Genomic DNA, 24,972 nt, shown 5'->3' on the forward strand with positions numbered 1-24,972 from the left:
TCAGTTATTCCCCAGGAAGTGATCGATGCCCTCCAGCGCTTCGGCGCTCTGGATCTGGGCGACGAAGGATTCTCGCTCGGCATCGAGGCGCGCGCGCAGCGTGTTCGCGTCGTTGCACAGCAGCTCGCGGACCCGCCGGCGTGCGCCCGGCCGGGTGGTGCAGAATGTGGCGATCCACTGCCCCGCGGCCGCGGTGGGGTCGTGCCCCACCACTTCGTGCACGATGCCCAGTTCCCGGCAGGTGCCGGCCTCGTGGCGGGTATTCGTCAGCAGCCAGTGCATCGTCTGCTGGCGGCCGATGAGTTTGGGCAGCAGTGCGGTCCAGCCACCATCCGGGCTGAATCCCACCATCGTGTAGAACGGCGTGATGCTGGCCTGCCGGCTCATGAATACCCGGTCGCAGGCCAGTAGAAAGCCCAGTGAGCCGCCGGTGACCTGACCCTGAACCGCGCAGGCCGCCGGGCACGGCAGGCCGTTCAGGGCCATGATGCAGTCGTTGAGCAACCCCACCAGTTCATCGGCGTAGTCGGCGATGTTCTTCCGGTGCTGGCGGAAACCGAGCAAGTCACCGCCGGTCGAGAACGAGCGTCCTTCGGCGCGCAGCAGCACCGCCTCCGCTTCGGATTCGGCCGCGGCCTCGAGGGCTTGCCGCAAAGGGCGCAGCAGTTCCGGTACCAGAGCGTTGTGGCGGTGTGGCCGGTTCAGGGTGATGTGTTCAACACCTTCCACTCGCCGGGTCAGGATCAGTGGATCAGTCATCGTTTTTGCCCGGCGCCGGTCCGGTGACATCCGTGACATCCGAGACATGCACCAGGGCCCGGCCGCTGGCGATCGACCGTCCGTCCGCGCCGGTGCAACTGGTCTCCAGGTCGACCAGGTGCTTGTCCGGACGGATACGGGTGATGCGGACCTCGGCCGTCAGGGTTTCGCCGGCACGGGCCTCGCCATGAAATCGGGTTTCCTGCTTCAGGTACTTGGTACCCATTCCCGGAAGGTGCATGCCGAGCAGGCAGGAGAACAGGGCACCGATCAGGGGCTCGGGCACGACTTCGGGCACGTCTTCGGCACGATTTCCATCGCGTTTTACCTCGTGGCCGGACACGGCCCGGTAATCGGTGACATCGGCCGGGCTGAATGCCCGTTGCAATCGGGCCTGATCGCCGATCTTCATGGGCGGATGCGGGCCGTGCCCTGGCAGGTGACGGTTCCGTCCGCGACGCGGGCCACTTCGAGCCGGATTTCCTTCCCGTGGGCGTCGTTGCCGTCGTTGCCATCGAACCCGGCGCTGAAGCTCATCAGCTCGTCAGCGAAAGTCGGCGCCGGAAACACGACCTCGTGGCTGTCCAGCCGCGCTCCCGGCGCGAGCTGTTCAATCAGTCCGCGCAGCACACTGACCAGCAACAGGCCGTGGGCGACCGTTCGCCCGAAACGGGTTTCGGCGGCGAACCGCGGGTCGATGTGGATGGGGTTGGCGTCGCCGGAAAGTCGGGCGAAGCGATCGAAATCCGCCTGGGTCAGGCGCCGTTCCAGCCGGACCGTGGATGGGAGATTCATGGAAGTCTGGCCTCGACGGGAGGCGCGGGAAGCAGGTGCTTGCGGACCTTGCCGGCCGCGGTGCGGGGGAAATCGTCCAGGCTGACGAAATATCGCGGCACCTTGTAGGCAGCCAGCCGTTCGCGCAGCCAGGCCCGGAGCTCGTCCGGCCCGGAAAGCGTTTGACCCGGGCGGGCCAGCACGTAAGCACAGCCGACTTCGCCCCAGCGTTCGTCGGCCACGCCGGTCACCGCGGCCTCCAGTACGTCGGGATGTTCGGCCAGTTGGTTTTCAATTTCAGCCGGATACACGTTTTCGCCGCCCGAGATGTACATGTCCTTGAGGCGTCCTACGATATAAAAATATCCTTCTTCATCGCGGCGCCCGAGATCTCCGCTGCGCAGCCAGCCGTCCGCCGTCAGGGCCGCGGCGGTCGCTTCCTCATCCGCGAAGTAGCCCGGGGTGATTCCCGGCCCGGAAAACCAGACTTCACCGGTTTCTCCGGGCGCCGCGTCGCGGCCGCCGGGCCCGGCCAGGCGAACCCGGGACAGGACTTGCGGCTTGCCCACCGAACCGACCTTGCGGGCCGCGTTGGCCGCGTCCATCAGGAACACGGTGGGGCCGGTTTCGGTCATGCCCATGCCGTTCAGCACCGTGACGCCGCGCGCTGCGAACTGGCGGAACAATTCGTCGGGCAGCGGTGCGCCACCGCAGCCCCAGCAGCGGACCCGCGTAAGGTCCAGCTCGCCGAACCGCGGATGCAGGGCAATGGCCTGGTAAACGGCTGGCACCCCGAAAAAGGTATCCAGTTCGCCGGCGTCCAGCAATTCAACCGTCCGCTCCACATCGAAGCCGGGCGTGGTGAGTACCCGTCCGCCCAGTATCAGCATCGGCAGGGCCGTCAGATTGATGCCGCCGGTGTGAAACAGGGGCAGAAAACACAGCGTGGTGTCTTCACCGCGCAGGCCCATGGCCTGCGAGATGTTCACGTAATTCGCCAGCGCCATGCCGAAGGTCTGGATCACCGCCTTGGGTTGTCCCGTGGTGCCGGACGTGTACAGCAAATACCAGGTCCGGTCGCTCGGCCAGGTGCCGTCACCATCAACGGGTGGCAGCCGGTCGCGCCGGGCCGCCAGTCCGTCCGGCCCCGGCTCGTCCAGGTCCAGCAGCCGGATGTCGGCAGTTTCCAGGGTCCGGGCCGCCGCGGCATCTTCGGCGCCGTGGATCAGCAACCGGGCGCCGCAGTGATTCATCAGGGGCGCCAGTTCGGCCGCCGGCATGCGCCAGTTCAGCGGTACCGCGATGGCGCCGAGGCGTGCGCAGGCGAACAGCAGTTCGAAGAACTCGATTCGGTTGCGGCACAGGATGGCGACCCGATCGCCGACCGCGATGCCCGATTCGCGCAGCAGGGCCGCCAGGCGGCCGCTGCGTTCGTCCAGGTCCGCGTAGGACACTCGCAGACTGCCGTCGGCGTGTTCCATGGCCACCCGGCCCGGGGCCAGCTGGGCCCGGGACGCCAGGATGTCGGGAAGGATGAAGCTCATGGTGCAGGGTTCAGTTCTGTTCCTCGTTTTCAGCCGGGCGACCGATGCCGTGGGCCATCAGGTCGACCACGACGTCGGCGATGCGCTCGGGATCCGCATCGCGGTCCCCTTCGCCGTAGCGCATTCCAAGGAATACCGCCATGCCCATGATCGCCCACGACCATACTTCGTAGTCGCCCTCGCGGATCTGGCCGCGGTCGCCCGCATTCGCCAGGTTGTCGCGGTAGGCCTTGGCGAAAACCCGGTAATGCTCGACAAACTTGTCGTTGGCGACGAATTCGGCTTCGGAAATGATGCGGTACAGGCCCTTGTGTTCGCGCACGAATTCCAGGAAGGCCTCCAGGCCTTTGCGTTCGGCCGTCAGACGGTCCGGAACGTCGGCGATCCGCTCGGCGATGTAGCTGCGCACGCGGCTGCTCATGTACGGAACGAGCGCGCGATAGATTTCTTCCTTGCTCTCGAAGTACACGTAGAACGTGCCCAGCGCCACGCCAGCCCGGCGGGTAATGTCGTTGATGGCCACCGCGTGATAGCCCCGGGCGCCGAATTCCTCCTCGGCTGCGCCCAGCAGTTTCTCGCGGGTGCGCCGGCCACGGGCGGTTTTGGGCAGTTTCGCGCTAGAAGTTGAATCTTGATTCATGTTTCATAATCTTGCATACTGCGGTCACGAAGACAAGCCCGGATCGATCCATTGATGCACCGTCGCGACACCTGCTGACACAAGGATCGCGGCGACCCGGGCCACACGGAGACGGCACTGAAACAGGCAACGAATTCCCAGGTGGCATATCGGGATCAGGGCAGCGGTCCCGCCATGTTACTCGTTCACGGATGGGGCGTCTCCGGCGCCTTGTTCGAAGCTCAGATCGACGCGCTCGCGCCGCGTTACCGGTTGATCGTGCCCGACCTGCCGGGGCATGGCGCCTCCGGGCCGTTTCCGAAACATGCCCCGTTTTCGCTGCTGGCGGACAGCCTCGCCGCCCTGATCGATGAGTTGGAACTGCAACACCCGCTGGTCGTGGGTTGGTCGCTCGGCGCCTTGGTGGCCTGGGATCTGCTGTTGCGTTACCGCGACCTGGGCGTGGCGGGTCTCGTCACCATCGACATGGTGCCGCACGTCCTCAACGACGCCGCCTGGTCACACGGTTTGCGGGAAGGCAGCGACTCACACGCCTTCGGCCGCGACCTCGAGGCGATGCGCGCCGACTGGAACGCATACGCCGAACTGTTTGTCCCCCGGATATTCGCGCCCGGTTTCGATGACGGCCCCGGCGGTCGGCTGGAACAGACCCGCGCCATCGCCCGCGCCAACGACCCCGAAAGCCAGATCACGATCTGGAAACGCATGGTCGAGAAAGATCTGCGCGGGGCGTTGCGGACCATCGAGGTGCCGGCCCTGTGTGTGTGTGGCGAACGCAGCCAGTTGTACAGCGTGGCGGCCTGCGAATGGGTCGCCGCACAGATGCCCCATGCTCGCACCGCCGTCATTCCCGGAGCCGGGCACGCACCGCATCTCGAAGCACCTGACCACTTCAACACCGTACTGTCGGAGTTCGCCGACAGCGTGATCGAGAACCACCCTGAAATCACCTTGCAGCCGGCGGAGACCGGCCTCGACTGACCTGATGGAGGTACAGCAGAATGACTCAGCAATCCCATGAAACCGGTCGCCAAGCCAGCCTGCGCCCGACGCGGCTGGCGCTGGCGGTCGCGCTGGCCCTGACCGCTGCGGCGCCTGGCGCCGTTTTGGCTCAATCCACCGACCAGGGAACACGCCTGCTGGAGGAGGTCACCGTGACCGCCCAGCGCCGCGAACAAAGCCTGATGGATGTGCCCGTGGCCGTGACGGCATTCACCGGCGACGACCTGGACCGCATGGGTGCGCTGGATATCATCCAGCTCAGCCAGGTCACGCCGAATACGACCCTGGAGGTTTCGCGCGGTACCAACACCACCCTGACGGCATTCATTCGGGGTGTCGGCCAGCAGGATCCGGTGGCCGGTTTCGAGTCCGGCGTGGGCATCTACCTGGATGACGTGTACATGAACCGCCCCCAGGCGGCGGTGCTCGACATCTACGACGTGGAACGTATCGAGGTGCTGCGGGGTCCGCAGGGCACCCTGTACGGCCGCAACACCATCGGCGGCGCGATCAAGTACGTGACGCGGCGGCTCAGCGACACCCCCGAGTTCAAGCTGCGCGGCCGGGCCGGCAATTACAACATGCTGGACTTCACGGCGACCGGCTCCGTGCCGCTCAGCGATACGTTCCGCATCGGCGGTTCCTTCGCCAGTTTCAACCGGGATGGATTTGGCGATAATTTGAATTTACCCGGCCTTGAAAATTACAACAAGGATTCCTGGGGCGCGCGGATCAGCGCCGAGTGGGAACCCGCCGACGACCTGTTCTTCCGTCTCTCGGCGGACTGGGTGCAGGACGACTCGGACCCCAGGCAGGGTCACCGGCTGACCGTCGGTCAGTTAAGCGGCGCACCGATTCTCGATGATGTGTTCGACACCCGGGCCGGGCTGAACAATCCGGAACAGGACGTGGAGGCGAGCGGTATCTCGCTGCTGGCCGAATGGCAGGCCACCGAGAAGGTGCAACTGCGCGCCATCCTGGCCCACCGCGAAGACACCTCGTGGACGCCCATCGACTTCGACAGCCTGCCGACGGAGGATCTTGACGTACCGGCTCTGTACGAAAACGAGCAGGATTCGATCGAACTCCAGGCCGTGTTCACCGGTGAGCGCTGGAACGGCGTGGCCGGCCTGTACTACCTCGATGCCAATGCCTTCACCGGCTTCGACGTCATCCTGGCCACCACCGGCGACCTGCTCGGCCTGCCGGGCCTGAATGCCTTCACGTCCGGCGATGTCGACACCGAAACCTGGTCGGCGTTTGCGGACTTCACCTATGACATCAGTGATCAGTGGAGTGTGTCGGTCGGTGGCCGTTACACCGACGACAAGCGATCCTCGCGGGTGCTGCGCCAGACCATGATCGGCGGCACGTCCGAACTGTTCGGTGGAACCGCCATTCCGATCGCGGTCACGTCCGATTTCAACGGCTCGAAGAGTTTCGACAAGTTCACGCCGCGCTTCTCGGTGCAGTGGCGCCCCAACGAGGACCACAGCCTGTACCTGTCCTGGAGTGAAGGCTTCAAGGGCGGCAGCTTCGATCCGCGCGGCCAGACCACGGCCACCCCGGATTTCAATGGCGACGGCGTCGTCAGCGACGATGAAGTGTTCCAGTTCATGGCGTTCGAGCCCGAAGAAGTCGAATCCATCGAATTCGGTATCAAGTCGACCCTGTTCGGCGGCCGCATGTTCAGCAACCTGGCCGTGTTCTTCGGTTCCTACAAGGACGTTCAGATTCCCGGCTCCATCGGCCAGGACACCGACGGTGATGGGGTGAGTGATTCCTTCATCGGCATCACCACCAACGCGGCGGATGCGGACATCAACGGCGTGGAATGGGAAGGTCAGGCCATCCTGGCGCAGGATCTGGGCCGTGCAGGCGCCGATCTCAGTCTCGGTTGGGCGATCGGTTACATCGATGCGGAATACAACGAGTACATCGACGTGAACGGCGAGGACGTGGCCGATCAACGGGTGTTCCAGAACACACCCGAATGGACCGTGGCGGGCATTCTGACCTACAGCACGCCGGTCAACTGGTTTGGGCTGGGCGGCACTTTCGACGTGGTCACCTCCGCATCGTATCGCGACGATCACAGCCAGTTCGAGATTCCCAATCCCTTTCTTGACCAGGATTCCTACACCCTGTGGGATGTCAGCCTGGTCTGGTCCGACGACAGCGGGCACTGGCAGGTGGGCCTGCACGGCAAGAATCTGACGGACGAAGAGTACAAGGTGGCCGGTTACTACTACCCGTTCCCGACCCTGGGGTTGGAAGGCACGGTCACCGCGTTCTACGGCAATCCGCGCCAGTACTGGCTGGATGTGCAGTACCGCTGGTTCTGAGCGGCGGGGACAGCACCACCGAAGTGGGGCCTGACCGGGATTTTTCGCTACCATGTCGCGAACGACCCGCAGGCCCCGCCTCTCGACTGCCGACCGGAGATTGCCCGTGCGTGAATGCCCGAAGTTGACCGTTCGTCGATGAATCCCGAAATCACCCCGGCGTCGTCGCCCCAGGCCGGCAGCCGCGCCTGGACCCTGTTCATCCTGGTGGTGGTGTACACCTTCAATTTCATCGACCGCCAGATCATCGGCATCCTGGCGATTCCGATCAAGGCGGATCTCGGACTCACCGACACGCAGTTGGGACTGATGGGCGGATTGGCGTTCGCGCTGTTCTACACCGGCCTGGGTATACCCATCGCGTTGCTGGCGGACCGTTTCAGCCGCACCTGGATCATGACCGTCGCGTTGACGATCTGGAGCGGTATGACCGCGGTGTGCGGACTGGCCACCAACTTCTGGCAACTGTTCTTCGCCCGCCTGGGCGTGGGCGTGGGGGAAGCCGGTGGCGTCGCCCCGGCGTATTCCCTGATCTCCGATTATTTCCCTCCGGACCAGCGGGCGCGGGCGCTGAGCATCTACTCCTTCGGCATTCCCATCGGCAGCGCGCTGGGCATCGTGTTCGGTGGCATCATCGCCAGCCGCATCGACTGGCGTTTCGCGTTCTTCGCCGTGGGTATCGCCGGCATCATCCTGGCACCGCTTTTCCGGCTCACGGTGCGCGAACCCCTGCGTGGCGGTTACGACCGGCAGCGCGCGCCGGCCGATCCGCCCGGCATTGCGAAGATCGTTCGCACTCTGGCCGCCAAGCCCAGTTTCTGGTTGTTGTCCTTCGGGGCTTCGTTCTCGTCGATGATGGGTTACGGCATGTTCTTCTGGTTGCCGTCATTTTTCGTCCGCAGCTACGGCATCACGCTGCTGGACGCTTCTCTGTTCTATGGCGCCATTCTGCTCGTGGGCGGGCTGGCGGGTATCTGGATGGGCGGCTGGCTCAGTGACCGCTTCGGTCAGACCCGGCGTTCACGCTACGCCATCATCCCGGCTGTCGCGTTTCTGACCACGGTGCCGTTCTACGGTTTCGGAATCCTGTCGCCGTCGCTGACGGTCAGCTTTTTTGTGCTGCTGGTCCCCACGGCGCTGGGGCTGGTCTGGCTGGGACCGGTCATCGCAGCTTTCCAGCACCTGGTGCGCCCGGACATGCGTGCGACCGCGTCGGCCGTGTTCCTGTTCATCAACAATCTGATCGGTATCGGTCTGGGCACCTGGGCGATCGGTGCGCTGTCCGACGGTCTGCAACTGCGCTTCGGCGCCGATTCGTTGCGCTATTCCATACTGAGCGGCACCAGTTTCTACGTGATCGCGGCGATCCTGTTTCTGATCGCATCGCGGTTTCTTCAATCCGACTGGGAGGAGTGATACATGGGTGCGGAACAGTCGCTGCGGGGCCGTCAGGCCCTGGTGACGGGTTCGACGTCCGGCATCGGCCTGGGTATTGCGCGTGCGCTGGCGAAGGCGGGCTGCAATCTGACCCTCAATGGTTTCGGGGATGCCGCCGAAATCGAGAGCATACGTGCGGATCTGGCGGCCGAGGCCGCGGTCGAAGTCGCTTACGATGGCGCCGACATGCGGCGGCCAGCCGACATCGAGGCGATGGTGGACGGGCATGTCGAACGGTTCGGTGGCCTGGATATCCTGGTCAACAATGCAGGCATCCAGCACGTCTCGCCGGTGGAAGAGTTTCCGGTCGACAAGTGGGATGACATCATCGCCATCAACCTGTCATCCTCGTTCCACACCATCCGCGCCGCGATCTCCGGGATGGCGGAACGCGGCTGGGGGCGCGTGATCAACGTCGCCTCCGCGCACGCGCTGGTGGCCTCTCCGTTCAAGGCGGCTTACGTCGCGGCCAAGCACGGCGTCGCCGGCCTGACCAAGACCGTGGCACTGGAATACGCGGAGAAAGGAGTCACCGTCAACGCCATTGCGCCCGGATATGTCGAGACACCGCTGGTGACCGGACAGATCGCCGACACTGCCCGTGCGCGTGGCATCAGCGAGGAGGAAGTGGTGCGTGACGTGATGCTGCTGGCCCAGCCAACCCGAAAACTCATCACTATCGAGCAGGTCGCGGCGATGGCGCTGTACCTGTGCTCCGACGCGGCCGGTGCGGTGACCGGTACCGTGCTGTCCATTGACGGCGGCTGGACGGCGAAGTGATTCGGCGCCAACGGTGAGTTTTCGCGAACGTTATTTCCGCTCTTCGGACGGTCTGTCGCTCTACTACCGGGACTACGGCAGCGGCGGGAACGTGGTGCTTTGCCTGCACGGGCTGACTCGCAACAGCCGGGATTTCCACGACCTCGCCGAACATCTGTCTGCGCGCTACCGGGTGCTGGCGGCGGATATTCGGGGGCGGGGCAAATCCGACCGGGACCGCCGACCTGCCCGCTATACGCCCGCGGTTTACGTACGTGATGCCTGGCGCCTGCTGGATCAGGCCGGCGTGGATCGCTTCACACTGATCGGTACATCATTGGGCGGCCTGATGGGCATGATCATGGCCAATCAGCAGGCCGGCAGATTGCGCGGCCTGGTGCTGAACGACATTGGTCCCGAAGTGCCGCCCGCGGCGACCGCCCGCATTCTGGAATACGCCGGGCGAACGCCCCCCGCGGCCGACTGGGCCGAAGCCGCCCGGCAGTCGCGACAAGCTTACGAACTGGCGCTACCCGACCTGCCAGACTCGTTCTGGGACGACTATGCGCGCCAGGGTTGGCGTGAGAATTCCGCGGGCCGGCCGGAGCCGGACGTGGATCCGGCGGTGGGTGACGTGCTGCGCAATCCACCGCTGGCGGCCCGTGCCATTCAGTGCTTATACCGGCGTGGGCTGGTGCGGCGGGTCGGCGGGGTGCCGCTGAATCTGTGGGAGGCCTTCCGCGCGGTGACCATGCCCTGCCTGGTGATACACGGTAAATTATCGGACGTGCTGACCCCGGACATCATCGACCGCATGCGGGCAATAAAGCCCGTTCTCGAAGCGGTGGATGTGCCGCATCGCGGGCACACGCCGCTGCTGGACGAACCGGTGGCGCGCGGAGCGATCGACAGCTTTCTGGCACGGGTGCACGAGACCTGATTCCGTTTCGCGTCGGGGTCGCCCCGAAAATCTGCTCAGGTCGATTCTTCACCGCGATCGGGTGCAATGTAGTGTTCGATGACCGGTTCCGTACCCGGTTTCAACTGGGCGTGCAGCCGGTCGCGCAACTCCCGGTCCGCGCCGGTCACCCGCTCGTGCTGACGCAGGTGCTCCAGCCACGATTCCCCCATGAAGTATTCCATGAAGAGATGGGGATGCTCGGTGTCTTCCACGATGCCCCAGCCGAAAGCGCCGTCGCGCTGCCGCCGCCGGCCCGTTTCGCGGATGCAGCGTAAAAAAGCACCCCGCTTGTCCGGGTCCACCTGGTACCGCACGGTAACCATCACGGGTCCCCGGTCAGGCCGGATACCCCCGTGGACATTGGGTTCCGGCCAGTGCATGGACGGGCTGAGGTCGATGTCCTCGACGCCACTGACCGGCCAGCGGCGGGTCAATGCCGCGGCCGCCATGGCGCCGGCGGCCGCCAGGGTCAAAGCCAGCGGAATACTGCTGGCCTGGGCAACGGCGCCCCAGCCCAGGCTACCCAGTGCCATTGATCCCATGAAGGTGGCCATGAACACGGCCAGGCCACGCGACCGGACCCAGTCCGGAAGCGCAAGTTGAGCGGAGACCTGCAGCGAGGACAGCACTGCGATCCAGGCAATGCCGCTGGCGAACATCGCCGGGACCAGTGCCGGCAGACGGGTCAGCCAGGCCAGGGCCAGCATGGATGACGCATACAGCAGCGTGCCGGCCGTGATCAGCCCGTCCCGGCTTAATGACCGTCGCAGCCGCGGTAGCAACAGAGCGCCGGCGACGGCGCCGGCGCCGATCGAAGCCACCAGAATGCCGAACGTATCGGGGCCCCCACCGACCCGCACGCGGGCGATCAGCGGCAACAGCGCCCAACTCGCACTGGCAAACACGAAGAACCCCATGCCGCGGAATATCGCCCCGTGCAGCGGACCGTGGTGACGCGCGAAGCGCCAGCCGGTTCGCAGCGCGGAAAGAAAACGCTCGCCCGGCAGGCTCGAGGCCTGTACGTCACGCCGCCAGCGATACAGCACCACCATGACGGCGAAGAACGAGACCGCGTTCAGCAGGAAAACCACCCCGGTGCCGGCCAGGGACACAATGATGCCGGCCACCGCGGGACCGATCGCGCGGGCCACGTTCATGCCCATGCTGTTGAGCGCGATCGCGTTCTGCAATTCGACCCGTGGAACGATTTCCGGAGTGACCGCGGCCCAGGCCGGCATCATCATGGCGACCCCGATGCCCATCGCGAATGTGAGCATCACCAGCATCCAGGCCGTGGTGATGCCGGTTACGGTCAGGACCCCGAGTACGGTGGCGACCGCGGCGAGCCAGAGTTGCACGAACAGCAGGTAGCGGCGGCGGTCGATGATGTCGGCCAGCGCTCCGGAGGGCAGGGCCAGCAACAGCAGCGGAAGCGTGGTCGCGGTCTGAACCAGGGCCACCATGACCGGGGTGGGCGACAGTGAAGTCATCAGCCAGCCGGCGCCGATTTCGTGCATCCAGGTGCCGATGCTGGATGCGATGGTGGCCAGCCACAAGGCACGGAACAGGGGGATGCGCAACGGGCTCCAGGCCGTGGTGCGCGCCGGCATTTCCTGTTGGGCGGATGCGGTGTCGTTCACGGACGAACGGCCCGTGAAGGGGTTGCGGGCCGTTTTTCCGCTACCGGCGCCAGTGCCTGTGCCAGGCGGGGCAGGCAGGTGGAGGCATTCTCTTCCAGCCAGACCCCGCGGTCATGCGCGCGAACGGCCGGCGTGAACGCCGAGGCTTCCGGATTGACTTCGATGACGGCCAGGTTCCGCCGCAGCGCGGTACGTACCATCATCAGCGGCAGGGTGGTGGCGCCCGAGGTGCCGACCACCAGCAGCAGATGGGCGTTGGCGACGCGGTCCAGAGCCGTTTCCGAGCGGTAAAGATTCTCGTCATAGCATTCGTCGAACCACAGCACGTGAGGCCGGGCCATCGCGCCACAGCGGGGGCACTTCAGGCGTGACCATGCATCGTCTGTCAGCGGTTCGGTCCGATCCGCCAGCACCTGGTCGTCACCCAGGGGAAAGTGCTCCGGGCCGCAGGGCAGGGTGCAGCGCATGCGGTGCAGGCTGCCGTGGATTTCGATCATCGCGTCCGGATCGATGCCGCTGCGCAGGTGCAGGCCGTCAACGTTCTGGGTCACCAGCGTGAAGCGGTCCGGGCCCAGCCGGCGGGCCAGATCGGCCAGCGCCGCATGCCCGGCATTGGGCCGCGCTTTCAGACAGCCGCAGCGGCGGTAGAAATACCAGTGCCAGATGTCGCGCGGCATGGCCTGGAATGCGCGCAGGGTGGCCAGGTCCTGCGGACGGTAGTCCCGCGAACCGGTGGTCCACAAGCCGTCCTTGCCCCGGTAGGTCGGGATACCGCTTTCGGCGGATATGCCGGCTCCGGTGAGTACCGCGATACGCCAGTCCGGCGGCAGGTTCAGTGATTCCGGTGTCGGCGCGCGTTCGGTCACAGTGGGTTCGGGTGGCGGTCAGGCGCCCATCACGGACTTGGTTTCGAGAAACTCCTCGATACCGTGACCACCCCATTCGCGGCCGTTGCCGGACTGCTTGTAGCCACCGAACGGTGCCTGCGAATCCAGGCTGGCGCCATTGATGTGGACCATGCCGGTGCGCAGACGGCGCGCAACGTCCAGTGCGGCCTCGCGGCTGCCGCCCCAGACGTAGCCGGACAACCCGTAAACGGTATCGTTGGCGATACGGACCGCTTCGTCGACCGTTTCGTAGGGGATCAGGACCAGCACCGGACCGAATATTTCCTCGCGCGCGATCGTCATGTCGTTGTTCACGTCGGCGAAGACGGTCGGCCGGGCGTAGTAGCCGCGCTCCAGTCCGTCAGGACGGCCGGGACCTCCAGCCACCACCCGGGCGCCCTCTTCGATGCCGGCCTCGATCAGGCCCTGCACCTTGTCGAACTGGGCCTCGCTGACCAGCGGGCCCATGTGGGTTTTTTCATCGGCCGGATCGCCAACGACGGTCTGATCGGCCACCGCGGCGGCAATCCGCACCGCTTCTTCGTAGCGGCTGGCCGGCAGCAGCATGCGGGTGGGTGCATTGCAGGACTGGCCGGTATTCATCATGACGGCGCGAACGCCGTCGGTCACCGCTTCCTCAAGCGGAGCGTCTTCGAGAATGATGTTGGCCGACTTGCCGCCCAGTTCCTGGGCGACCCGTTTGACCGTGTCGGCGGCGGCCTTGGCCACCAGGACGCCGGCCCGGGTGGAGCCGGTGAATGACATCATGTCGACGTCCGGGTGGGCGGACAGCGGCGCACCCACGCCCGGGCCGTCGCCGTGGACCAGGTTGAAGACACCGGGCGGAACGCCGGCGGCATCCAGTACCTCGGCCAGGATGGTGGCGTCCACCGGTGCGATCTCGCTGGGCTTGAGAATCATCGTGCACCCGGCGGCCAGTGCGGGCGCCACCTTGACGGCGGTCTGGTTGATGGGCCAGTTCCACGGCGTGATCAGGCCACACACGCCGATCGGCTCCCGATAAATCATCGAATCGCCAACTTTTTCGTGGAATTCGAGGTTTTTCAGCGCTTCCAGAGCGGCGCCGAAATGCTGCAGTCCCGAACCCGCCTGTGCCGTCCGCGCCAGCCGGATCGGTGCCCCCATTTCCTCGGAAATGGCCCGGGCGATGTCGTCGTGCCGCGCCTTCAGGCCCTCAACGATCCGCTCGAGCAGTTCGATGCGCTGCTCGACCGTCCAGGCGGCAAACGCGGGAAAAGCCGCGCGTGCCGCGCCGACAGCGCGGTTGACGTCTTCGGCGGTGCCGAAGACCACCCGGCCCACGGATTCGGTGGTGGCCGGATTGATAATGTCGTGAGTCTCGCCGGAGTCGGACTCGACCCACTGGCCATTGATGAAGTGTCGGCTGCAGTCGTACATGGGTGCTCCTCGCAGATGCATTCCGGAAAACCGCCAAAGGGCCATCAGACCCCGTCAGTATCTGAGGATGGGGGCGGTACCCGCCGGTGTCCAGTGCCGCCGGACCACAATTCGTGGATCAGCGGAATCAGGGCCAGGGTCAGGGTTTCGGCGTAAACGCTTTCCCGGGTCAGGCGCTGGCCGGTCAGCAGGCCGAAGGCCCCGCTGCCCTGCTTGCTGTTGGTGGTGCCGAACACGGCATCGTTGGCGTCGCCCAGTTCCATGCCCGAGGCAATGAGATCCGCGATTGCCGGTGGGAGTGGCAGGGTGGGCGTGCGGGCGTTGCCGCTGGCGCCGTCCGCACGGATCACCGTCATCCAGGCCGAGGCGTAGAGTGCATCGCCCAGGGATTCCAGGCCGCCTTCGAGTCCGACCCAGTAGTCCGCATCGGGCATGGCGTCGCGGGCGGCCGCGGCCCGGTTCCGCGCCCCCCGACGGGTTTCCTGGTCGCTCATCGGTTGTTCGCTGACACCCGAGGCGACGGATACCGCCTGCAACTCCAGGGCCGAGCCTGCGAAGCACCGGCCGAACGCGAGCTCGACCGCGCGCAGCTTGACCGGATTGTTCGAGGCGACGACGATGCGCATGGTGCCGGGTTCCTGATGCGGCGCGTCATGATAACCGGGGCGGGCGCCGCGATGCAGCCCCCGGAATTTCATGCCATCATGAATTGGATCGGCCGGGTGACCGGTGACATCCGAAACGCGGAGGAGAATACATGCTGGGATTGATGCAGGACTGGCCATTACTCGTTTCCAGAATTCTCGACCACGCCGCACTCAATCACGGTGAACGTGAAATCGTGACCCGATCCGTCGAGGGGCCGATCCGGCGCTACACCCTGGCCGACCTGCGGCGACGCAGCCTGCGGGTCGCCAAGGCACTGGAGCGGGACGGCGTCGAGTCCGGCGATCGAATCGCCACCATGGCCTGGAACACCGACCGGCACGTGGAAGCGTGGTTCGGGATCATGGGCATGGGCGCGGTCTGCCATACCCTCAATCCGAGACTGTTCGCCGACCAGCTCGTCTACATCGTCAATCACGCCGAAGACCGGATCGTTTTCGTCGATCTCACCTTCGTGCCGGTGCTGCAGGCCGTTGCCGACCAACTGCCCACAGTGGAGAAATACATCGTCCTCACAGACGCGGAGCACATGCCCGAAACGCCGCTCAGGGGCGCCGTGGACATGGAGACCTGGCTTGAGGGTGTGGATGAAGACTACGCCTGGAAACAATTCGATGAGAATACCGCGGCGGCACTGTGCTACACCTCGGGCACCACGGGTCATCCCAAGGGCGTGCTGTATTCGCACCGGTCCAACGTGCTGCACGGCATGATGTGCAACCAGCCCGACGTGCTGGGACTCACCTCGCTGGACACCATTCTTCCGGTGGTGCCGATGTTTCACGCCAACGCCTGGGCGATCGCCTATTCCGCGCCGGCCGCTGGCGCCAAGATGGTGTTGCCGGGCGCGGGCATGGACGGGGCCAGCCTGTACGAGTTGCTGGATACCGAACAGGTCACCAATTCGGCGGCGGTACCGACCGTGTGGCTCGGCCTGTTGCAGTACCTTGACCAGGAACAGAAGAAACTGCCCTACCTCAATCGGCTGCTGATCGGTGGCGCGGCCTGTCCGCCCGTACTGATTCGCCGCTTCGAGGAGGATTTCGGCGTTGAAGTCTGCCACGGCTGGGGCATGACCGAAATGTCGCCGGTGGGCACCACCGGAAAAATGAAGCAGGCGACGATGGGCCTCGATCACGAGGCCCAGCTGAAGCTCAAGGAAAAACAGGGCCGCACACCATTCATGGTGGAAATGAAGGTCGTCGACAGTGACGGTGCGGAACAGCCGCGTGACGGCGAGAGTTTCGGTCACCTGCTGGTCCGGGGCCCGGCCATCGCATCGGCGTACTTCCGCCACGACGAGGATATCCTGGATGCCGATGGCTGGTTCGATACCGGCGACATCGCCACCATTGATGAACTCGGGTACATGCAAATCACCGACCGCGACAAGGACGTCATCAAGTCCGGCGGCGAGTGGATTTCGTCCATCGAGGTCGAAAACGTCGCCGTGGGCTGCCCCGGCGTCGCCGAAGCGGCGGTCATCGGCCTGCCGCATCCGAAGTGGAGCGAACGGCCACTGCTGATCATTGTGCGTGAGCCCGGCTCCGAAGTCGGCAAGGATGAGGTGCTGGCGTACCTGGATGGCAAAATCGCCAACTGGTGGATGCCGGACGACGTGGCATTCGTCGACGAGATTCCGCACACGGCGACCGGTAAAATCAGCAAGCTGGACCTGCGTCGGCAATTCGCGGACTTCAAACTGGGCTGAACGGTGGAAACGACAGAAGAAATGCTGAAAAAGACCGTCGCAACGGTCATCGGCGAAAATGCCGGCCGAATCGGTGCATTGCTGCCGGTGCTCCACGGTGTCCAGGAGCGCCTGGGGCATGTTCCGGCGGAAGCCGTGCCACTGATCGCCCGCGCCCTGAACCGGTCGCGTGCCGAGGTTCACGGCGTGATGCATTTCTATCATGACTTTCGCGATCAACCGGCCGGCCGCCACGTGGTCCAGCTATGCCGTGCCGAAGCCTGTCAGGCCATGGGTTCGTCCGAACTGGAACGGCATGCCAGGGCTCGGCTGGGAATCGATTACGGTGAAACCACGCCGGATGGTCGTTTCAGCCTGGAACCGGTTTACTGTCTCGGCAACTGTGCCTGCACTCCTTCGATACGGATCGGTGACGCCATACACGCTCGCGTGACACCGGAACGGTTCGACGCGTTGATCGCGGAACTGGAGAACGCCGCCCCGTGACGCCGCGAATTTTCATTCCCCTGGACACCACCACGCGAGCACTGGACGGCGAAGCGGTGGCCTCGGCGGTGGCCGACGAAGCGGGCCGGCGCGGTATCGAAGTGAACATCGTACGCAACGGCTCGCGCGGTGCGTTCTGGCTCGAACCGATGCTGGAGTTCGAGGACGCGAACGGACGCCGCGCCTTCGGCCCGGTCGCGCCCGGTGACGTGGCGTCGCTGTTCGATGCCGGTTTTCCCGCGGCGAACGGCCATCCGCTGGCCCTGGGTCCCGCCGAGGATATTCCCTGGCTGGCGCGCCAGCAGCGGCTGACATTCGCTCGTGCCGGCCTGGCCGACCCCTTGTCGCTGGCGGATTATCGGGACCTGGGCGGCTTCGACGGCCTGGAGCGGGCGCTGGCCATGACCCCGCAGGCGATTGTCGATGCCGTCAAGGAGTCCGGGCTGCGCGGGCGGGGCGGAGCGGCCTTTCCGACCGGCATCAAGTGGCAGACCGCGCTGGATACCGAAGCGGACCAGAAGTACATCGTCTGCAACGCGGATGAGGGCGATTCCGGCACGTTCGCAGATCGCCTGCTGATGGAAGCGGACCCCTTCCAGCTTATCGAAAGCATGATCATCGCCGGTCTGGCGGTCGGGGCCACCGAAGGATTCATTTATCTGCGTTCGGAATACCCGGTGGCGCGCGAAGTGCTCACCGAGGCGATCGCGCGGGCTGAAGCCGCCGGTTGGCTGGGCTCCGACATCGCCGGCAGTGGCAAGGCTTTCCGGCTGGAGTTGCGGATCGGCGCCGGCGCGTACATCTGCGGTGAGGAAACATCCCTGCTCGACAGCCTGGAAGGCAAGCGCGGACTGGTGCGGTTCAAGCCGCCGCTGCCCGCGATTAAAGGTCTGTTGGGCAAGCCCACGGTCATCAACAACGTGTTGTCCCTGGCTGCGGTCACGACGATTCTGGCGCACGGTGCGGAATACTACCGGGAGTTCGGCGCCGGACGTTCCCGCGGCACCCTGACGGTTCAGCTGGCGGGAAATATCGCGCGCGGTGGTCTGATCGAGCTGGCTTTCGGCCATACGCTGCGCGAGCTCATCGAGGAGTTCGGCGGCGGAACGGCCACCGGACGCCCGCTGCGGGCCGTTCAGGTGGGTGGCCCGCTCGGAGCCTACCTGCCGGCAGCCCTGCTGGATACCCCGCTGGACTACGAGGCACTGGCCGCAGCCGGCGGCATGCTGGGCCACGGTGGCATCGTGGTGTTCGACGATTCGGTCGACATGGCGCGGCAGGCCCGTTTCGCAATGGAATTCTGCGCGGTGGAGTCCTGCGGTAAATGCACGCCCTGCCGGGTGGGTTCGGTGCGCGGGGTGGAGGTGATCGACCGCATCGTCGCCAATGTGAATCGCGCCGGGAACCGCGAACTGCTCGACGAGCTCTGTGAAACCATGATCCACGGATCGCTCTGCGCCATGGGCGGCCTGACGCCGCACCCGGTGCGTAGCGCGCTGCAGCACTTTTCCGAGGACTTCGAACGCTGACGGTCCGGTGAGCGGCCAGACCGGTACCTGGGTCATGTGAGACGCGAATTCATGGCATTCCGGGGGGCGGCGGCTTAGACATTCCGCGGGTTTCCCGTAATAATCAGGACATGGACCTGCCTGTCGATACCCGCACTTCCACGGATATGGGTACGCCCGTGCCGATCACCATCGGACAGCCCGTGACCCTTTCCGTGAACGGCCGGGACGTGACCGTGCCCCGGGGCACATCGGTCATGCGGGCCGCAGCCGTGGCTGGCGCCACGGTACCGAAACTCTGCGCCACCGATTCTCTCGATGCTTTCGGGTCCTGCCGGGTGTGCCTGGTCGAGATCGAAGGGCGCAAGGGCTATCCGGCCTCGTGCACCACCGAAGCCGAGGACGGCATGGCGGTGAAGACCGAGTCGGAAAAGTTGGGCATGCTGCGCCGCAACATCGTCGAACTGTACCTGTCAGACCATCCCGAAGACTGCCGGCCCGACGGTGAGTGCGCCTTGCACGACATGGCCGAATCCATGGGCATCGATGCGCCGCGCTATGGCCGCGGCGGCGCCGGGCACCTGGACCTGCCCCGGGACGACTCCAACCCGTATTTCACGTTCGACCCGGCCGCCTGCATTGTCTGCTACCGCTGCGTGCGTGCCTGCGACGACATCCAGGGCACCTTCGCCCTGACGGTCGAGGGCCGTGGTTTCGAATCCGTCGTCACGGCCGGTCAGGCCGAGGTTTTCATGGATTCCGAGTGCGTGTCCTGCGGCGCCTGCGTCAATGCCTGTCCCACCACGGCCCTGGTGGAAAACGACATCATCGAGCACGGTCTGCCGGAACGTTCCGTGACGACGACCTGTGCCTACTGCGGGGTGGGTTGTTCGTTTCACGCCGAAATCCGGGACGACCGGGTCGTGCGCATGACCCCGAACAAGGACGGCAGCGCCAACGAGGGGCACGCCTGTATCAAGGGCCGCTTCGCCTACGGCTACGCGACCCACGCGGATCGCATCACCACTCCCATGATCCGCGATTCCATCGACCATCCCTGGCGCGAAGTTTCGTGGGAAGAAGCCATCGCCTACGCTGCGCGGCGCCTGCGCGACATCCAGCGCCAATACGGGCCGGACAGTATCGGCGGGATCACCTCGTCGCGCTGCACCAACGAGGAAACCTATCTGGTCCAGAAACTGGTGCGTGCGGCCTTCGGCAACAACAACGTCGATACCTGCGCCCGGGTCTGCCATTCGCCGACGGGCTATGGCCTGAAAACCACGCTGGGTGAGTCGGCCGGTACCCAGTCCTTCAAATCGGTGGAGCGCTCCGACGTGATCCTGGTTATGGGCGCCAATCCCACCGACGCGCACCCGGTGTTCGCCTCGCGCCTGAAACGCCGGTTGCGCGAAGGTGCGAAGCTGATCGTGATCGACCCCCGCCGCATCGATCTCGTGGCCGGCCCGCACGTTCGCGCCACTCACCACCTGCCGGTGCGCCCGGGCGGCAACGTCGCCTGCATCAACGCGATGGCGCATACCATCGTCGAAGAAGGCCTGGAGGCGAAAGCTTATATCGGCGAGCGGTGCGAGCGGGAAGCCTACGAGAAATGGCGGGCCTTCATCCTGCGCGAAGAAAATTCACCGGAGTCGACCGAGGAGGCTACCGGCATTCCGGCAGCCGAACTGCGTGCCGCCGCGCGGCTGTTCGCGGCCGGACCGAATTCGGCGATTTATTACGGCCTCGGTGTCAGCGAACACAGCCAGGGCTCCACCACGGTCATGGGGATCGCCAACCTGGCGATGCTGACCGGCAACCTGGGGCGTGAAGGGGTGGGCGTCAATCCGTTGCGCGGACAGAACAACGTTCAGGGTTCGTGCGACATGGGTTCCTTCCCCCACGAATTGCCCGGCTACCGGCACGTGTCGGATCCTGGAGTACGCGGACTGTTCGAGCAGGAATGGCAGGTTGAGCTGCAGGCGGAGCCGGGCCTGAGGATCCCCAACATGTTCGACGCGTCCATTTCCGGACGCTTCAAGGGCCTGTACTGCCAGGGCGAGGACGTTGCCCAGTCGGACCCGGACATCCAGCATGTGGAACATGCGCTGCGTTCGCTGGAATGTCTCATCGTGCAGGATCTGTTCCTGAACGAAACGGCCCGGTTCGCCCACGTGTTCCTGCCGGGATCTTCCTTCCTGGAAAAGAACGGCACCTTCACCAATGCCGAGCGCCGGATCTCGCCGGTACGCAAGGCGGTCGAGCCGATGGCGACCTACGAGGACTGGGAAGTCACCCAACTGCTGAGCAACGCCCTGGGCTACGCAATGAATTATTCGCATCCGTCCGAAATCATGGATGAGATCGGCCGGCTTACCCCCACCTTCGCCGGTGTGACCTATCAGAAAATCGATGAACTGGGCAGTATCCAGTGGCCGTGCAACGAGGCTGCGCCCGAGGGCACGCCGACCATGCACGTGGATGAATTCGTGCGTGGCAAGGGGTATTTCGCGATCACCGGATTCGTGCCGACCGACGAGCGCAGCAGCCGCAAGTATCCGCTGTTGCTGACCACCGGTCGCATCCTGTCCCAGTACAACGTAGGCGCGCAGACGCGGCGGACCGAGAATTCACGGTTCTACGCCGAAGACGTGCTCGAGATCCACCCCTTCGACGCGGAAGCCCGTGGCATCTCGGAAGGTGACTGGTGTGGTATTTCCAGCCGGGCCGGTGACACGGTGTTGCGTGCCTTGCTGACCGACCGGGTTCAGCCCGGGGTCGTGTACACGACGTTTCATTTTCCGTTCAGCGGTGCCAACGTGATCACCACGGATAATTCCGACTGGGCGACCAATTGCCCGGAGTACAAGGTCACCGCGGTTCAGGTGGCAAAAGTGTCGGAACGCTCGGACTGGCAGAAACAGTATCGCGCTTTCGCCGACCGGCAGGAGGAACTTCTCGACAAGGCCCGGGCCTGATGCGGGGCGGTCGGGATGAGCGACTGACATGACTACTTCGCGCGTTGTTGCCGTGCGCAACTGGAAACCGGCCGAGCACACGGGTGGCACCGATCATATCGCGGTCGAAACCCCGGTGGCGCTGACGTACAACCGCCAGCCTCACGTGGTCATGATGGTCACGCCGGCCGACCTCGAGGACTTCGCCCTTGGCTTCAGCCTGACCGAAGGTCTCATTGGGGCGCCCGATGACCTGCTGGCGGTTCGCGTTATTCCCCGCGAGGGCGGAATCGAAGTGGCGATGAGCATCACCGAGCCTTGGTTCGACCGGTTGGCCACCCAGCGCCGTAACCTGACCGGCCGAACGGGCTGTGGATTGTGTGGCGCGGAGCGGATCGAGCAGGCGTTGCGTTATCCGGAGCCGGTGGGTGACCGGGTTCGGGTGACCCATGCGGCGGTGCAGCAGGCGCTGGCGACGATGCGTGAACATCAGCCCCTGCAGGGCGTGACGGGCGCGACACACGGCGCGGCCTGGTGCGATTTGCAGGGAAACATTGGCCTGCTGCGCGAAGACGTGGGCCGGCACAACGCGCTGGACAAACTGATCGGGGCGCTGGCACGCCAGGGATTTGATCCGCAAAACGGTTTCGTTCTGGTGTCCAGCCGGGCCAGCTATGAAATGGTCTACAAGGCGGCCGCGGTCGGCATGGAACTCATCGTCGCGGTATCGGCGCCCACCACGCTGGCGATCGAGTTCGCCGAACGTGCCGGCGTGACCCTGGTGGGCTTCGGGCGGCCGGGACGCCACAACGTTTATACCTTCGAACAGCGCATCACGGATTGAATCCATGGATGAATCGGAACACCTGATCAGCATGGCGAACCAGATCGCGGCCAATTTTCGGTTTCACGACGATTGCGTGGAACGGATCGCGGACCATATCCGGCGTTTCTGGGCGCCTTCGATGCGTCAAATGTTACTGGAGCGGGTCGATTCACAGGCTCCGAAACTGGATGCCGCGGTGGTCGAGGCCGTGCGCGAGTTGCGCGACTGACCGGAGGTGCCGGCGATTTCAACCTTGTCAGGAGTCATTCTTGCCGGCGGGCGCGCCCGGCGGATGGGCGGATGCGGCAAGGCCCTGTTGTCGCTGTCCGGAAAGCCGCTGCTCGGCCACGTGATCGAGCGGCTGGCGCCGCAGGTCGACGGTCTGGTGTTGTCGGTGGAATGCCGTGACGAGAACCTGGAGCGGTTCGGGCTCGAACAGGTTCCCGATCCGAATCCCGGGGGCGGCGGTCCTCTGGGCGGACTGCTGGCCGCGTTGAGCTGCCTGCCCGAAGGATCCGACTGGTTGCTGCTGGCGCCGTGCGATGCGCCCTTTCTGCCGCCGGACCTGGGCAGCCGGTTGCTGCGCTCCGCCGTCGAGCAGAGCAGGCCGGGTGCGTTGGCTCGCTATCAGGGCGAACTGCAACCGACCTTTTCCCTGTGGCACCGAAGCCTGGAGCCGGAGATTCGGCGCGCCGTGGTGGAGCGGGGACTGGGCGGGTTCAAACAGTTTCTGGACTTGGTGCCACTGCCGGCGGTCGATTGGCCGGAGTCGGACCCGCCGCCATTTTTCAATATCAACACACCGGAAGCGCTGGAACGGGCCGAGGCCTTGCTCCGCCGCCATTCGGACCGCATGTGAAAGGGAATACCTCCCGATCGAGGAACTGATGATGTCCGTTGCCGCCGAATTCACCCCGCTCAACATCGCCGTGCTGACCCTTTCGGACACTCGCACGCCGGAAACCGACACGTCCGGCGACGCGCTGGTCGAGTTGCTGACCGATGCCGGTCATCAACTGGCGGCGCGCGAGCTGATTCCGGATGACGTGTACCGGATGCGTGCCGTGGTTTCGCAATGGATCGCCGACCCCGGTATCCATGCCATCATCAGCACTGGTGGCACCGGGCTGACCGGCAGGGACTCCACACCCGAGGCTCTGATCCCGCTTTTTGATCGTGTTATCGACGGGTTCGGTGAGACCTTCCGCCAGGTGTCCTACGAAGAGATCGGCTCGTCGACCGTGCAGTCGCGTGCGGTCGCCGGTCTGGCCAACCGGACCGTGGTGTTCTGTCTGCCGGGTTCGACCGGCGCCTGTCGCACCGGCTGGAACCGGATACTGGCCGAACAACTCGATTCCCGGCACCGGCCCTGCAATTTTGTGGGTGTTACCGGTGCCGGCAGCGGTCACCAGGTTCACGGGCAGCACGGCAATGGGTAAGCCACGGTGAGCATGCTGCAGGTTCAGGAGGCCATCGAACGGCTGTTGTCGGCATCGTTCGAGGGACCGGAGTGCGAGCGGATCGATTTGCTGCAGGCCACCGGCCGGGTGCTGGCCGAAGACGTGGTCGCGGTACTGAACGTCCCGCCCGCGGACAACAGCGCCATGGACGGTTACGCCGTTCGCGTGGAAGACGCCCGTGCGGCGGGAGGAACCCTGCCGGTCAGTACCCGCGTCCCGGCCGGACAAGCGCCGTCACCGCTGAAGCCCGGAACGGCCGCGCGCATCTTCACCGGCGCCGAGATTCCACCGGGTGCCGACGCTGTTGTCATGCAGGAAAACTGCGACGCCGAAGACGGAAACGTGATCATTCGCCAGATGCCGGAGCCCGGACAGAACATCAGGCCGCGGGCGCAGGACATCGCGGCCGGAGATGCCCTGTTGCCGGCCGGCCACCGGCTGCGGCCCCAGGACATGGGTCTGCTCGCATCCCAGGGTCTCGGCACGATCAATGTCTACCGGCGCGTGCGCGCCGCCGTTCTGTCCACCGGTGATGAACTCGTCGAGCCCGGGAAGCCGGTCGGGCCGGGCCAGATCTACAACTCCAACCGCTATACCATGACCGGCCTGCTGCAGGACTGGGGCATGGACGTCGTGGACCTGGGGGTGGCGCCCGATGATCCGGCCCGCATCGAAGCCCTGTTCCGCGAGGCCGCCGAAGCGGCGGATGTTCTGGTCTGTTCCGGCGGCGTCTCCGTCGGTGAAGAAGACCATGTCAAGCCGGTCGTCGAGAAACTCGGTTCGCTGGATCTGTGGCGCATTGCCATCAAACCGGGCAAACCGTTCGCATTCGGCTCGGTGTGCGGCAAGCCCTTCATCGGCCTGCCCGGCAATCCGGTCTCCGGATTCGTAACCCTGCTGATCATTGGCCGGCCATTTCTGTTTCGAATGCAGGGCATGGCGGCTTCGCCACCGATCCCGGCCTGGCTGCCTGCGCGGTTCAACACCCCCGGTTCCTCCCGTGAGGGCTATCTGCGTGCCCGTTACACGGATGGCGGGGTGGAACTGTTCGGCAATCAGAGCAGCGGTGTGCTGATGTCGACCAGTCGCAGCGACGGTCTGGTCCGCCAGCCGGTCGATACCGACATCGCTGAGGGTGACCGGGTCGAATTCCTGCCTTACGCGTCGTTCAACTGATCCGGCGCCCGGTGC

General features: G+C 65.1%; 23 protein-coding genes. 14 read left to right on the top strand and 9 right to left on the bottom strand.

Translation table 11 applies throughout. The annotated features are described in order from the left end of the window. The 5 genes from V3330_RS06780 to V3330_RS06800 are packed head-to-tail and all read right to left on the bottom strand — an operon-like array spanning nucleotide 1 to nucleotide 3,717. Entirely contained in the window at nucleotides 1–759 is a 759-nt protein-coding gene (locus tag V3330_RS06780; RefSeq protein ID WP_354694648.1) for an enoyl-CoA hydratase/isomerase family protein, read from the bottom strand. Further along, a complete protein-coding gene (locus tag V3330_RS06785; protein ID WP_354694649.1) occupies nucleotides 752–1,171 on the bottom strand; it encodes a hotdog family protein in 420 nt (139 codons plus the stop codon). Before V3330_RS06785 ends, V3330_RS06780 begins: the two co-directional genes overlap by 8 nt. Beyond that, nucleotides 1,168–1,554 carry a MaoC family dehydratase gene (locus tag V3330_RS06790; RefSeq protein WP_354694650.1) on the bottom strand — a complete coding sequence of 129 codons (387 nt, stop codon included), beginning with the start codon at nucleotides 1,552–1,554 and terminating at the stop codon, nucleotides 1,168–1,170. The genes V3330_RS06785 and V3330_RS06790 overlap by 4 nt, the downstream gene beginning before the upstream one ends. After that, nucleotides 1,551–3,077 carry a class I adenylate-forming enzyme family protein gene (locus V3330_RS06795; protein ID WP_354694651.1) on the bottom strand — a complete coding sequence of 509 codons (1,527 nt, stop codon included), beginning with the start codon at nucleotides 3,075–3,077 and terminating at the stop codon, nucleotides 1,551–1,553. The genes V3330_RS06790 and V3330_RS06795 overlap by 4 nt, the downstream gene beginning before the upstream one ends. A gap of 10 nt (nucleotides 3,078–3,087) precedes the next feature. Beyond that, a complete protein-coding gene (locus tag V3330_RS06800; RefSeq protein WP_354694652.1) occupies nucleotides 3,088–3,717 on the bottom strand; it encodes a TetR/AcrR family transcriptional regulator in 630 nt (209 codons plus the stop codon). A 174-nt stretch (nucleotides 3,718–3,891) separates the two neighbouring features. Between V3330_RS06800 and V3330_RS06805 the strand changes: the two genes are divergently transcribed. The 5 genes from V3330_RS06805 (at nucleotide 3,892) to V3330_RS06825 (ending at nucleotide 10,200) form a co-directional block, all read left to right on the top strand. Next, nucleotides 3,892–4,698 carry an alpha/beta fold hydrolase gene (locus V3330_RS06805; RefSeq protein WP_354694653.1) on the top strand — a complete coding sequence of 269 codons (807 nt, stop codon included), beginning with the start codon at nucleotides 3,892–3,894 and terminating at the stop codon, nucleotides 4,696–4,698. A 20-nt stretch (nucleotides 4,699–4,718) separates the two neighbouring features. Continuing rightward, nucleotides 4,719–7,064, top strand: a complete 2,346-nt coding sequence (locus V3330_RS06810) for a TonB-dependent receptor (RefSeq protein ID WP_354694654.1) — start codon at nucleotides 4,719–4,721, stop codon at nucleotides 7,062–7,064. A 114-nt stretch (nucleotides 7,065–7,178) separates the two neighbouring features. Next, nucleotides 7,179–8,480 carry a spinster family MFS transporter gene (locus V3330_RS06815; RefSeq protein WP_354694655.1) on the top strand — a complete coding sequence of 434 codons (1,302 nt, stop codon included), beginning with the start codon at nucleotides 7,179–7,181 and terminating at the stop codon, nucleotides 8,478–8,480. A gap of 3 nt (nucleotides 8,481–8,483) precedes the next feature. After that, complete coding sequence (locus V3330_RS06820) at nucleotides 8,484–9,281, top strand: 3-hydroxybutyrate dehydrogenase (protein ID WP_354694656.1); 798 nt, start codon at nucleotides 8,484–8,486, stop codon at nucleotides 9,279–9,281. A gap of 13 nt (nucleotides 9,282–9,294) precedes the next feature. After that, nucleotides 9,295–10,200 (top strand): alpha/beta fold hydrolase, encoded by a 906-nt coding sequence (locus tag V3330_RS06825; protein WP_354694657.1) that lies wholly within the window; start codon nucleotides 9,295–9,297, stop codon nucleotides 10,198–10,200. Nucleotides 10,201–10,235: 35 nt separating this feature from the next. Here V3330_RS06825 and V3330_RS06830 read toward each other — a convergent pair whose 3' ends face one another. The 4 genes from V3330_RS06830 to yjjX are packed head-to-tail and all read right to left on the bottom strand — an operon-like array spanning nucleotide 10,236 to nucleotide 14,865. Continuing rightward, on the bottom strand, nucleotides 10,236–11,861 hold the full coding sequence (locus V3330_RS06830) for an MFS transporter (protein ID WP_354694658.1): 1,626 nt from the start codon (nucleotides 11,859–11,861) through the stop codon (nucleotides 10,236–10,238). Beyond that, complete coding sequence (locus tag V3330_RS06835; protein WP_354694659.1) at nucleotides 11,858–12,727, bottom strand: SIR2 family NAD-dependent protein deacylase; 870 nt, start codon at nucleotides 12,725–12,727, stop codon at nucleotides 11,858–11,860. Before V3330_RS06835 ends, V3330_RS06830 begins: the two co-directional genes overlap by 4 nt. An 18-nt stretch (nucleotides 12,728–12,745) precedes the next feature. Then, nucleotides 12,746–14,167: an aldehyde dehydrogenase family protein gene (locus V3330_RS06840; protein ID WP_354694660.1), complete on the bottom strand. Its 1,422-nt coding sequence runs from the start codon at nucleotides 14,165–14,167 to the stop codon at nucleotides 12,746–12,748. Nucleotides 14,168–14,211: 44 nt separating this feature from the next. Next, complete coding sequence (gene yjjX, locus V3330_RS06845; RefSeq protein WP_354694661.1) at nucleotides 14,212–14,865, bottom strand: inosine/xanthosine triphosphatase; 654 nt, start codon at nucleotides 14,863–14,865, stop codon at nucleotides 14,212–14,214. Nucleotides 14,866–14,924: 59 nt separating this feature from the next. Between yjjX and V3330_RS06850 the strand changes: the two genes are divergently transcribed. The 9 genes from V3330_RS06850 (at nucleotide 14,925) to V3330_RS06890 (ending at nucleotide 24,957) form a co-directional block, all read left to right on the top strand. Beyond that, nucleotides 14,925–16,544 carry a long-chain-fatty-acid--CoA ligase gene (locus V3330_RS06850; RefSeq protein WP_354694662.1) on the top strand — a complete coding sequence of 540 codons (1,620 nt, stop codon included), beginning with the start codon at nucleotides 14,925–14,927 and terminating at the stop codon, nucleotides 16,542–16,544. A gap of 21 nt (nucleotides 16,545–16,565) precedes the next feature. Further along, complete coding sequence (locus V3330_RS06855) at nucleotides 16,566–17,030, top strand: formate dehydrogenase subunit gamma (protein WP_354694663.1); 465 nt, start codon at nucleotides 16,566–16,568, stop codon at nucleotides 17,028–17,030. Then, the gene (locus V3330_RS06860; RefSeq protein ID WP_354694664.1) at nucleotides 17,027–18,559 is read left to right on the top strand and encodes a formate dehydrogenase beta subunit; all 1,533 of its coding nucleotides are present in this window, start codon (nucleotides 17,027–17,029) and stop codon (nucleotides 18,557–18,559) included. The genes V3330_RS06855 and V3330_RS06860 overlap by 4 nt, the downstream gene beginning before the upstream one ends. A 110-nt stretch (nucleotides 18,560–18,669) precedes the next feature. Then, nucleotides 18,670–21,516: a formate dehydrogenase subunit alpha gene (gene fdhF, locus V3330_RS06865; protein WP_354694665.1), complete on the top strand. Its 2,847-nt coding sequence runs from the start codon at nucleotides 18,670–18,672 to the stop codon at nucleotides 21,514–21,516. Between the two features lie 28 nt (nucleotides 21,517–21,544). Further along, nucleotides 21,545–22,339, top strand: coding sequence for a formate dehydrogenase accessory sulfurtransferase FdhD (gene fdhD, locus V3330_RS06870; RefSeq protein WP_354694666.1), 795 nt, complete (start codon nucleotides 21,545–21,547; stop codon nucleotides 22,337–22,339). 4 nt (nucleotides 22,340–22,343) lie between these two features. After that, entirely contained in the window at nucleotides 22,344–22,550 is a 207-nt protein-coding gene (locus tag V3330_RS06875; protein WP_354694667.1) for a formate dehydrogenase subunit delta, read from the top strand. A gap of 24 nt (nucleotides 22,551–22,574) precedes the next feature. After that, on the top strand, nucleotides 22,575–23,180 hold the full coding sequence (mobA, locus tag V3330_RS06880; RefSeq protein WP_354694668.1) for a molybdenum cofactor guanylyltransferase MobA: 606 nt from the start codon (nucleotides 22,575–22,577) through the stop codon (nucleotides 23,178–23,180). Between the two features lie 31 nt (nucleotides 23,181–23,211). Next, nucleotides 23,212–23,760, top strand: coding sequence for a molybdenum cofactor biosynthesis protein B (moaB, locus tag V3330_RS06885; protein WP_354694669.1), 549 nt, complete (start codon nucleotides 23,212–23,214; stop codon nucleotides 23,758–23,760). Nucleotides 23,761–23,772: 12 nt separating this feature from the next. Beyond that, entirely contained in the window at nucleotides 23,773–24,957 is a 1,185-nt protein-coding gene (locus tag V3330_RS06890) for a molybdopterin molybdotransferase MoeA (protein WP_354694975.1), read from the top strand. Nucleotides 24,958–24,972: the final 15 nt, after the last annotated feature.

It is taken from the genome of Elongatibacter sediminis, from assembly GCF_037892215.1.
Classification (GTDB): Bacteria; Pseudomonadota; Gammaproteobacteria; order Xanthomonadales; family SZUA-36; genus Elongatibacter; species Elongatibacter sediminis.